This is a genomic window from Acinetobacter lwoffii (assembly GCF_024129735.1).
In the GTDB taxonomy this organism is placed as follows: Bacteria; Pseudomonadota; Gammaproteobacteria; order Pseudomonadales; family Moraxellaceae; genus Acinetobacter; species Acinetobacter lwoffii_H.
Genome location: NZ_JAMXXK010000041.1, coordinates 20,086 through 30,904 on the forward strand (window position 1 = coordinate 20,086; position 10,819 = coordinate 30,904).

Consider the following 10,819-nt stretch of genomic DNA (forward strand, 5'->3'; position numbering starts at 1 on the left):
TTAAATCATAAGGATGCAGTTATGGCTGAGCAGAATGTCATTACTTCAATGCTAGACGATTTCGCACAGGAACAGCCAATTCATACTGCTATTTGTATTGGGCAGGACTTGAGCCAAGTCCAGTTTCAGCCAGCTATTCAATGGTCCTATTTTAGCGTATCTGACTTTTTAAATCTGCCTTTTCAGCAACGTTATGACTTGGCTGTGGTGATGCTGGATACTGCAGAAACAGAACATTTGTCTGAACAGATCATGAGTCAAATTCTGGTGAAATTACGTGATTTGTTTGCCAAACGGCTAGTGGTGATCAGCCGGCTGCAAAATGAAAAGTTATTGAGAGCTTTAGGACTTACCCAGCTGATTGACAAGACCACACATGAGGCCGATTTTGCGCTGTGGCAGTTTAATATTTTAACCTATAAGCACGTGCCAGACTGGTTTAACTCCAAATTTTGGGCTAATCCGGAAAACTGGGATAAATTTCGCTGGTAAACCGAAAACCTGCTTAACCAAGATTGCAAATATTAACACAATCTTGCCTAGACAATATGAGGGCAGGCCGTATTCTGTAATTAAGATGCACATAGGATATAGGACATGACAAACCTGAGTAGTATTGTGGAAATATTAGCAAAGCAGGCATTGGGTGGCGGGCAGTCGCAGCAAAAGTCCTCACAACAAGGTGGCTTGGCAGATATCCTAGGGTCTGTGCTAGGGCATTTAAACCAGTCAAATCCTCAGCAAAATCAAAATCCTCAAAATCAGCAGAATCAAACCGGTCAGCAGAACCGACAAAATGGTCTGGGGGCAATTTTAGGTTCAGTACTAAGTCAGTTTGGTGGTGGTAGTACTCAAAGTACTGCCCAGCCTCGTTCAGGACTAGGTGGTTCTACCGGTAAAACCTTATTGATTGCAGTACTGCCTTTAGTACTGGCCTGGATTCAAAAACAGGGCGGTTTACAGGGTGCATTAGATAAGCTTAAAGGACAGGGGCTCAATAGTCAGGTCGATGATTGGGTGTCGACCGGTCCCGGTGAAAATGCCAATGTCGATCCGCAGCAGGTGCAGAACCTGTTTGATGAGCAGGAAGTTGAAGAAGTTGCACAGCAAACCCATGTACCGAAGCAGGATGTGTATAGTGCGATTTCACAGGTCTTGCCGCAGCTTATTGATTCGCTTACCCCGCAAGGTGAGCAGACCAGCAAGCAGGAAGCCAATAACGATATTCAAAATGTATTGAATATGGTTTCCGGGCTTCTCAAAAAATAAATCTAGACATTAAAAATCCCGATATCTGTCGGGATTTTTAATGTCTATAAATGATTTGGCGTTTAATCTAGATTCATACTAAACAGCTGATTAGATTTACAAATTTTTTTGGCGACATAATGAGATTTTCTCATGCGAATCAGGATAATCTGCGACTGAAAACCGAGTTCACCAAACTCAGGTTCCACCTGTACATAATGCAGTTGTCCATACTCATCCCGTACCCGTGCTTGAGCAGAAAAACCGGGACGGGCATTGCCACTGGAAATCGTCGCCAGACGACCAAGTAAATTGACATTGTTCTTTTTATATTTGGGTGGAATGACCTGATCCAGACAGTGAATCATAAAAATAGTAAAAAAAGTCGCAATGATTAAAGCCGGAATAATCAGGTAATAAGCAGGCAGAAATTTAAATTCCTGAGAATAGATCAGGAACTGTAAAACATAGCCGGCAAAACTAAAATTCATCAGGAAGAAAAACACAATCAAGGTTTTGGAAAATTTGACGTTTAGTAGATCCATCTGCTGAAAGTCATAAGGTGAAATTTTTTGCAGAAACTTGCTGGGTCTGAGTCCAAAATAGAAACCAATGGTTTTCACCACACCGAACAGAATAATCGCCAATAAACTCAGATGAAAAGGCATCAGGTTATAGTCTAGAAAAAATGCAGGCATGGTGAAGTCCGTTTTAGTCTTATTCTGAGAGGTAAATTCCACCATCAGAATGCACGGTAATCTCTACTTTTTCAAGTGCTTGACCTTGGCAAGGCCCAGAAATGCATTCACCGCTTTCTACCAGAAACAAGGCGCCATGCGTGGAGCATTCAATAAATTCCTGATCACGATCCAGAAACTGGTTTTCCAGAAATTCCAGTTCGACCTGCAAATGCGGACACAGGTTTTGATAGGCATAGAAGGCACCATCATGCTGTGTGATAAAGATATTATCTCCATCGGGAAGCTCAAAAGAGCGTGCTTCGCGTTCTGGAACGTCTTCGGTCATGCAAATTTTAAACATTAAGCACATTCCTTTTGAAAGTCTTGTAATAATGCCGCATAGTCTTCAACTGCCAGGCGCGGACCAAATTGTGAAACCACCTGGCTCGAAATAAGAATCGCCAGTTCAGCCGCAGCTTGAAGACCCAAATTGGCATTCAATCCGTACAGGAAAGCCCCGGCAAAAGCATCGCCGGCACCATTCGCATCGACTGCGATGACCTTACGGCCAGGCACTTTAAAGGTATTCTCATGATCTGAAATTAGAGCACCTTCGGCTGACATTGTAATGACAACGTGCTGACTGATTGTTTTTAATTTAAGCAGGGCCGCATCAATGGTGTCTGTTTCTGTATACATCAGTGCTTCTTGCTGATTACATAACAGCAAATCTACGCCATCTGCAATCATTTCATCCAGACCGGCACGAGCATATTGCACCATAGCAGGATCAGATAAAGTTAGAGCAATTTTAACGCCATTAGTACGGGCAATATCACGTGCTTGTTGTACCGCATGACGTGCTGTTTCAGAAGTCGATAAATAGCCTTCAAGATATAACCATTTCGCACTATGTAGTGCGCTGAAATCAATTTGTTGATCAGTCAGTTCAGCCGTAATACCCAGATAGGTATGCATGGTACGTTCAGAATCAGGGCTGACCAGAACCATACAGGTTCCTGTCACGCCTTCACTGATCGATTGGGTGGTGGTCTTAATACCGGCATCATTCAAACCCTTCAGGTAGATTTGCCCCAGTTCGTCATTTCCGACACGACAGCCATAAAATGCAGAACCACCGAGCGCAGAAAATGCCACGGTAGTGTTGGCTGCTGAACCGCCTGAAGCCTGACCTTTATACACTTGAGTCGCTTGAAGATTTTGATAAAGATTGGCCTGAGTTTCACCATCTGCAAGTTGCATGGTACCTTTTTGCAAGTGATGTGCAGTTAAAAAGTCATCAGAAACTTTAAATTCTTGGTCAATCAGCGCATTACCAATCGCAAAAAGATCAACAGTTGCCATGTTCAAATATCACATTAAAAATGAAAGTCCTAAGTTTACACGATTGCTTGGGATTGCTGTAGTTTGCTGAATCATTTTCAAATACTTTTCAAAAATGCTGTATTTTGTTCAGCAGCTATCTTTGGTCTAAAAACTGACTTATTTTTGTGCACTGGTGCGCTGCAGCATTGATTTAAGGATCACATTTTATTTATAAAGAGATATCGCTCCTGGCATGATACTTTAAGTCGCTTGGCAACTGTCATTCTTCACAACAATTTCAAATAGTGTGCGTATATGAATATTAAAATTGTAACAGCCGAACAACTCCCGGATCAGATCGAAACACTGGCAACTCTGGCACGTAAAGAAGGCTATAATTTGGTAGATAAGTTAATAGAAGAATATCGCACCGGGAAAAACTGCTTTAGCCACGCCAATGAATATTTGGTGGTGGCGCATGATGGCAAGAAACTGGTTGCCTGTGGCGGCTTAAACCAGCAATGGGGAGATAACGGCATTGAAGACCGCATTGGTCGTGTACGTCGTTTCTATGTGCATCCCAAATATCGTCAGCATGGCGTAGGCAAACAGCTTTTGGCTTATTTGGAACAGTTGGCACGTCCGCATTATTCAGCTTTATGTCTGCAAACAGATACCCGACTGGCCGCCAGTTTTTATCAAAAGCAGAATTATGTATTTGTAGAAAATAATCCAAGCTATAACTATTTTAAATATCTGATTTCTTAAGCTTGTAAATACTCATTTAGATGCAGGAAGTAAATTTGATGATTTAATTTTCAAATGATCAAGTTTACTTAATTCGATCAAAATCCTCGGTTTTCAACGTGAATAATTCAGATAACTAAAGCTATAATGCGCTTAGTTATTTTAATTAAAGCATTAGGAGATCGCATGACTGTAGATGTCACTGAAACCATTTCTCAAACTGTACATCCTGCGTTTCAGTTGGTACGTCAACAACATGTTGAAGCTTTAGACATTTTCGTGTCTGAATATAAACATAAAGTGACTGGCGCCACACATTATCACCTGGCGACCAATCACGACGAAAATGTCTTTCTGGTGGCGTTTCGTACCCAGCCGATGGATTCTAAAGGCGAAGCACATATTCTGGAACATACTGCGCTGTGTGGTTCAGAAAAATTCCCGGTGCGTGATCCATTCTTCCTGATGATTCGCCGTTCACTGAATACTTTCATGAATGCCTTTACTGCGGCTGACTGGACTGCGTATCCATTTGCGACCCAAAATAGTAAAGATTTCCAGAACCTGCTCGAAGTGTATATGGATGCAGCATTTGCTGCGAACCTGAATCCATTGGATTTTGCCCAGGAAGGCATTCGCATTGAGCTGGAAAATGGCGAGCCTGTTTATAAAGGCGTAGTTTTTAATGAAATGAAAGGTGCGATGAGTTCGCCTTCAGATCAGCTTTATCACACGCTGGCGCATCATTTATTCCCGAATACGACCTATCACTATAATTCTGGCGGTGATCCTAAAGATATTCCTGATCTGACTTACCAAGAGTTAGTTGATTTCTATAAGTCACATTACCATCCAAGTAATGCAGTCTTCATGACCTTTGGCAATAAAACGGCATTCGAACTGCAAGAGCAGTTTGAACATCTGGCATTGTCTAAATTTGAAAAAGGTCAGACCCTTTATCCAACACCTGAAACCCGTTTGACTGCACCATTGACGGTTACCGACAGCTATGCGGTTGATGCTGAAGACCTGCAGGACAAGACCTATCATGTGCTGTCTTGGTTATTACCGGAAGCCAGTGACATTAAACTGCGTTTAGGCATGCGTTTAGTCGAAGGTATTTTGCTTGAAGATTCAGCATCACCACTGCGTCATTATCTGGAAACGTGTGGTTATGCCGATGCAACAGGTCCATTCATGGGCGTGGATGATTCTAATTTTGAAATGACTTTCTACTGTGCGGTACAGGGTTCAAATCCTGAACATGCAGAAGAATTTAAAAATGGTGTGTTTAAGGTTCTGGAAGAGGTTGCGTCTAAACCGGTTGATCAGAACATGGTCGATGCGATTCTGCATCAAATTGAATTGCATCAGCGTGAAATCAATGGTGATGGTACGCCGTATGGTCTGAGCCTGATTCTGAGCGGTTTGGGCAGCGCAATTCATCACCGTGATCCGGTCGAAGTTTGGGATGTGGACTCTGCGATTGCGGCAGTTAAAGAAGAGCTGCAAGATCCGATGTGGTTATCCAATCTGATCAAAGAGCATCTGCTGGATAATCCACATCGTGTCCAACTGACGCTGGTTCCGGATGCGACCAAATCTGCCAAAGAAGCAGCGGATGAAAAAGCGCGTCTGGCTGAAATTGGCAAGAATCTGACTGAAGAACAGAAAGCTGAAATTATTGCGCAGACTGAAGCATTGAATGTGCGTCAGGACACGCCGGATGACTTGAATTTATTGCCGAAAGTCGGTCTGGAAGATGTCCCTGCGGAATTACAGATTGTTCAAGGCCAGTTACGCGAGATTATCTGTAACCGTGTTGATACGCCGTTGAATCTGTATCATGCCGGCACCAACGGTATTTATTATCAACAGGTTCTGGTCAATATTCCGGATGAAGTGGTGCAGTCGCCATACTTTAACCTGCTTTCAATCCTGATGGGTGAAGTAGGTGCCGGTGAATATGACTATCTTGAGTTCCAGCAACTGCAAACAGCGGTAAGCGGCGGTCTGGGCATGGGCGCGTCTTTGCGTTCGAAAGTGGATGACAAAAACAAGATTACTGCCTGGTTGACGTTGACCACCAAATCTTTGGTGAATCATCTGGATGCGATTCGTCTGTTGAAGATTGGTTTTGAACAGCTTCGTTTTGATGAGAAAGACCGTATTGTTGAACTGTTACAACAGCGTAAAACGCGTTGGCAGTCACGTATTTCTGGTTCTGGACATAGCTATGCAATGCAAACGGCTTCACGTCAGCATAGTGCATTAGCATTGCGTGATTATCACAATACCGGTCTTGGCGCATTAAACTGGCTGATCGAACTGGTCTCAAAAATTGAAAAAGATCCGGCTGAATATGACCTGCTGATTGACGAGTTAAAACGAATTCATCGGGTATTGTTGCAAGCGCCGAAGCAGTTCCTGTTAGTCTGTGAAGAGCCACAATCTGATAGCTTGATCGAAGAAATTCAGAATGTCTGGGACAAACTGGCGGTTGATTCTGCACCGGTTGCACTGACTCAAGTCGAAAAAGTAACCCATGATCAGCACGAAGCCTGGTTAATTCAAGCCAATGTCCAGTTCTGTGCGGCTGCTTATCCGGCAGTTGAAGTCTCACATCCTGATGCTGCTGCATTGATGGTACTGGCAGGTTATTTGCGTAATGGTTTTCTGCACAGCGCCATCCGTGAAAAAGGTGGTGCCTATGGTGGTGGTGCGAGTTATGACGGTAATGCCTGTTCATTCCGTTTCTACAGCTATCGTGACCCACGTCTGGCAGAAACTTTCCAGGATTTTGATGCCAGTATTCAGTGGTTACTCAATGCACCACAACAGCCACATCAGCTGGAAGAAGCCATTCTGGGTCTGATCGCCAGCATGGACAAACCGGGTTCACCGGCGGGTGAAGCGATCACTGCATGTTATGCCTATCTGCATCAACGCACACCGGCGTTCCGTAAAAAATTACGCGAACGTTTATTGAATGTCACACTGGATGATTTGCAGCGTGTTGCACAGACCTATCTGGTCGAGCAGCAGGCGACGAAAGCAGTTGTGGCACCAGTGGCAAAACGTGAAATGCTGGAGCAGCTTGGTTTTGTAATTCAACAAGTTCTATAAATAAAAAGAAGAGGATAAGGGATGGCGCTTAATTCGTTTAAGCGCTCAACTCTGCAGCTGAGCGTTTTGCTGGGCTGTGCAGTTGGGACGCAAGTGAATGCGGAAGAAACAGTAGTTAACAGCCCCATGCCGGCAACGGCCGAAGCCTGTGCCGCACTGGAAAGTAGTGCAGAGCGTCTGGCTTGCTATGATGCTTTATTTAAAATTCCGGTCACTGAGAAGCCTGCAATCGTTTCTGAACGTCGTGCAGCAGCAGAAATTGCGCCTGAACCCGATAATTTAAAAGCGAAAATTGGTCAAACCGTTTCCAATATTTATGCTTCTGAAGGATCAAAGCTGACGCCGAATCTGTCTTTGCTGGATAGCCGCTGGGAACTCTCTCCAGAAAGTAAATTAGGCACCTGGAACATTCGTTCTTATCAGCCAGTGTATTTGATGCCAGGTTTCTGGACATCAAAGAAAAATGAATTCCCTCAAAGTGAAAATCCAGAAAACACGGTGAAAGAAGACCAAAATCTCACCTCAACCGAAGCAAAGTTTCAGTTGTCTTTAAAGACCAAGGCGGTTGAAAATATTTTGGGCGATAATGGCGATCTCTGGCTTGGTTATACCCAGTCTTCACGTTGGCAGGTGTATAACTCGGAAGAATCACGTCCGTTTCGTGAAACTAACTATGAACCTGAAGCCAGTTTAATTTTCCGTACCAACTATGATCTTTTAGGCCTGAACTGGCGTATGTTGGGACTGACCATCAATCATCAGTCCAATGGCCGCTCTGATCCGTTATCACGTAGCTGGAATCGGGTGATGCTGAATCTTGGTTTTGAAAAAGACAATTTTGCCTTGATGGTTCGTCCTTGGTATCGCTTTGAAGAGAAGCGAGAAGATGATAACAATCCAGAAATCAAAAACTATATTGGCCGTGGAGACATGACCGCATTTTATCGTTATAAGGAGCATGATTTTTCATTGATGCTGCGACATACTTTAAAAGGTGGAGATAACAACCGTGGAGCCGTACAGTTCGACTGGTCATTCCCGATCAGTGGGCGTTTGCGTGGTCAATTCCAGCTTTTTGATGGTTACGGAGAAAGCCTGATTGATTATAACCACCGTGCCACTTATGTCGGTTTAGGTGTCTCCTTGATGAACTGGTTCTAAAATTCCCACTTGAATCATCTTGGAATGAAAATAAAAAACCATGCCGCTGCATGGTTTTTTCTAGGTAGATTAACCAATCTGGATTTCTGAAGGCGGATGTTTGAGACGACTCTTTTTCGGAGTCGCAATAAAATAAGCAAGCGTCAGTGGCCCTAGACGACCTGCGAACATTAACAACATCAGAATGATCAAACTGGCCGGTTGTAGCTCCTCTGTCACCCCTCGGGACAAGCCAACGGTACAGGCTGCAGACACAGCTTCAAATAACAGATCCAGAAAATCCTGCTCAGGTTCCAAGATTAATAAGCTCATAAAACCCATCATGATCAGCGCTGCAGTAATACACACGACGGCCAATGCTTTAAAAGTGGTTTTTTCAGGAATAGAGTGATTAAACAGCCGGATCTCATCTTCGCGTCTTAAAAAACTGATTACGCTGATGACCACAATAATAAACGTACCGACCTTAATGCCGCCCGCCGTACTTAAGGAACCTCCACCAATAAACATTAGAAATATGGTAACTAGAGTGGATGCATCACTCATTTGTTCCATTGGCAAGCTATGAAAACCTGAAGAGCGGGGAACGGTGGCATGGAACCAGGCATTCACGGCCTGATCGCCCAAACTCATGAGACCTAAGGTCTGTGGATTGGAAGCCTCCAATAGCCAAAGTACGATAAAAGCACTTAGGTTCAGACCCAGAATCGTTGAGAGGATTAGCTTGCTGTTGGTACTCAACTTACGCCAGCGCTTATGTTCTTTGACGTCCATCAGCACCAGAAAACCGATACCGCCAATGATATACAGCATACTGATGGTAAAGGTAATCAGATACTGTCCTGAAAAGCTCATCAAGCTATTTGGAAATAGTGAAAATCCACCATTATTAAAAGCGGAGACGCTATAAAAAGCTGCATAAAATAGTGCATCGCTAAACTGATATTCTTTGAGCCAAGCCAAAGTCAGAATCAGCGTACCGATTGCTTCAAAGAATAGAGAATATAAAAACACGGCTTTAATGGTAAAACTGACTTTTTTCAGGCTAGTTTGTCCAATGGACTCCTGTGCCATGACTTGTTGTTTTAGCCCCAGTTGCGGTGCCAGACTCATCACTGCCAGAATGGCAAAGGTCATAAAACCCAAGCCGCCGCATTGCAACAAAAACATAATCACGATTTGACCAAATACGGTATAGGCTTCACCGACATTCACCACCGATAGCCCGGTAATGGTCACAGCAGAAGTTGCTGTAAAAATCGCCTCCAGCCAGCTGATTTCTCCATGATGTGCAATAGGCAGCATCAATAGCAGTGAGCCGATCAGAATTAATCCGAGAAAACCCAAAGCCAGTAAGCTTGGAGGACTGAGGTTAATCGTCCTGTGTTGCTTTAAATCAGAACTTTTCATAGATGTTTAAAATATTTAGCAAGACGGCGCAAAGGTTCCAGCAATCCTTCAACCAGTAAAATATCGCCTTCCTGAAGAATCTGATTGGCATCTACGTGATATTGCAATGTAGATCCGCGTTTATGTAATAAGGTCGTGATTTCAGGAGCATGCTTCATCAACTGATTCAGTGGCGTACCATGATGATCCGCATGAATTTCAATTTTGACAATATAATGATCATCCTCAAGCGCCATATAACGACTGACCATCGGATAGCTTAATGACTGGGCCACCCGAACGCCCATATCTTCTTCAGGGTGAATGATTTTTTCAACATTGAGATGGGTCAGAATCATGTGGTGGGATTTGGATTTGGCCTTTACCCAGATTTTCTTCACGCCCATATTTTTTAAATGCAATACACATAGAATGCTGGCCTCAATATCCTCTCCAATCGCAACGACAACGGCATCACAGCGCTGAATATTCAGCTCGTCTAGTACATGTTCATCGGTTGCATCGGCAATCACAGCATGGGTTAGTTGATCGGAAATATTTTCGACATATTTTTTATTCAGATCGATCCCTATCACTTCATGCTTCAGACTGATCAGTTGCGTGGCCACGGTCGCACCAAAACTACCAAGCCCAATGACTGCAAATAATGCCATTTGCTATCCTTAATTATTCTAAATAAAGTATTTTGAGTTATGTTAGCGTTAATCTAATCCAAGATGTTTGAAGTTTTACATAATTGATATAAATCGTTTATTTAGAAAGGAAAAGAACTAAATGGTTGAGAATTGTGTGCTTGATTGGGGAGCTATAGCAACGATTGCTGCCGCAATTTTAACGGTTATCGTGGCTTACTGTATTTCAAAGCAATGGAAAACACAAAAGAGAGTTGAGAGAGTTTCAAATATTGCAAAGGAAGTCCATCTGGATATTACAAAATTTGATAAATATTTTGCCCAATATATTGCTTCGCATATTGATAATTTAAATGAAGGACCTAATGAGGGGAATGTATACTATGGTATTGAAAAAGCGCAGATTCAAATCCCAAGTGCAACACATTTGTAGTTAGTTGAAAAAGTTAGGTGTATTCATAGAATCATTAGACTTTTTCAACTCGCAAT

The 10,819-nt window shown here is 43.1% G+C and carries 11 protein-coding genes; 6 read left to right on the forward strand and 5 right to left on the reverse strand.

Going from position 1 to position 10,819, the window contains the following annotated elements; all coding sequences use genetic code 11:
- The first annotated feature begins 21 nt into the window (after window positions 1-21).
- Entirely contained in the window at window positions 22-492 is a 471-nt protein-coding gene (locus NI469_RS11715; protein ID WP_253175231.1) for a DUF6231 family protein, read from the forward strand.
- A 105-nt stretch (window positions 493-597) separates the two neighbouring features.
- Window positions 598-1,269 (forward strand): YidB family protein, encoded by a 672-nt coding sequence (locus tag NI469_RS11720; protein ID WP_253175233.1) that lies wholly within the window; start codon window positions 598-600, stop codon window positions 1,267-1,269.
- Between the two features lie 62 nt (window positions 1,270-1,331).
- Here NI469_RS11720 and NI469_RS11725 read toward each other — a convergent pair whose 3' ends face one another.
- From NI469_RS11725 to NI469_RS11735, 3 genes are read right to left on the reverse strand one after another with little or no spacing between them, the layout of a single operon-like run.
- Window positions 1,332-1,946, reverse strand: coding sequence for an OB-fold-containig protein (locus tag NI469_RS11725; RefSeq protein WP_004279798.1), 615 nt, complete (start codon window positions 1,944-1,946; stop codon window positions 1,332-1,334).
- Between the two features lie 19 nt (window positions 1,947-1,965).
- On the reverse strand, window positions 1,966-2,274 hold the full coding sequence (locus NI469_RS11730; protein ID WP_253175242.1) for a Rieske (2Fe-2S) protein: 309 nt from the start codon (window positions 2,272-2,274) through the stop codon (window positions 1,966-1,968).
- Window positions 2,275-2,288: 14 nt separating this feature from the next.
- Window positions 2,289-3,293 (reverse strand): adenosine kinase, encoded by a 1,005-nt coding sequence (locus NI469_RS11735; RefSeq protein WP_253175234.1) that lies wholly within the window; start codon window positions 3,291-3,293, stop codon window positions 2,289-2,291.
- A gap of 276 nt (window positions 3,294-3,569) precedes the next feature.
- Here NI469_RS11735 and NI469_RS11740 point away from each other — a divergent pair, with 276 nt between their 5' ends.
- The 3 genes from NI469_RS11740 (at window position 3,570) to NI469_RS11750 (ending at window position 8,288) form a co-directional block, all read left to right on the forward strand.
- Window positions 3,570-4,022 (forward strand): GNAT family N-acetyltransferase, encoded by a 453-nt coding sequence (locus tag NI469_RS11740; RefSeq protein ID WP_005107150.1) that lies wholly within the window; start codon window positions 3,570-3,572, stop codon window positions 4,020-4,022.
- Window positions 4,023-4,187: 165 nt separating this feature from the next.
- On the forward strand, window positions 4,188-7,127 hold the full coding sequence (locus tag NI469_RS11745; protein WP_253175236.1) for an insulinase family protein: 2,940 nt from the start codon (window positions 4,188-4,190) through the stop codon (window positions 7,125-7,127).
- A 21-nt stretch (window positions 7,128-7,148) separates the two neighbouring features.
- Entirely contained in the window at window positions 7,149-8,288 is a 1,140-nt protein-coding gene (locus NI469_RS11750; RefSeq protein WP_253175238.1) for a phospholipase A, read from the forward strand.
- 69 nt (window positions 8,289-8,357) lie between these two features.
- On the opposite strand, the gene NI469_RS11755 is transcribed toward NI469_RS11750, so the two are convergent.
- Both NI469_RS11755 and NI469_RS11760 read right to left on the reverse strand, forming a co-directional pair.
- Window positions 8,358-9,698, reverse strand: a complete 1,341-nt coding sequence (locus NI469_RS11755) for a TrkH family potassium uptake protein (protein WP_004279789.1) — start codon at window positions 9,696-9,698, stop codon at window positions 8,358-8,360.
- Complete coding sequence (locus NI469_RS11760) at window positions 9,695-10,351, reverse strand: potassium channel family protein (RefSeq protein WP_005246545.1); 657 nt, start codon at window positions 10,349-10,351, stop codon at window positions 9,695-9,697. The genes NI469_RS11755 and NI469_RS11760 overlap by 4 nt, the downstream gene beginning before the upstream one ends.
- A 121-nt stretch (window positions 10,352-10,472) precedes the next feature.
- Here NI469_RS11760 and NI469_RS11765 point away from each other — a divergent pair, with 121 nt between their 5' ends.
- Window positions 10,473-10,763 (forward strand): hypothetical protein, encoded by a 291-nt coding sequence (locus NI469_RS11765; protein ID WP_253147129.1) that lies wholly within the window; start codon window positions 10,473-10,475, stop codon window positions 10,761-10,763.
- Window positions 10,764-10,819 lie beyond the last annotated feature (56 nt).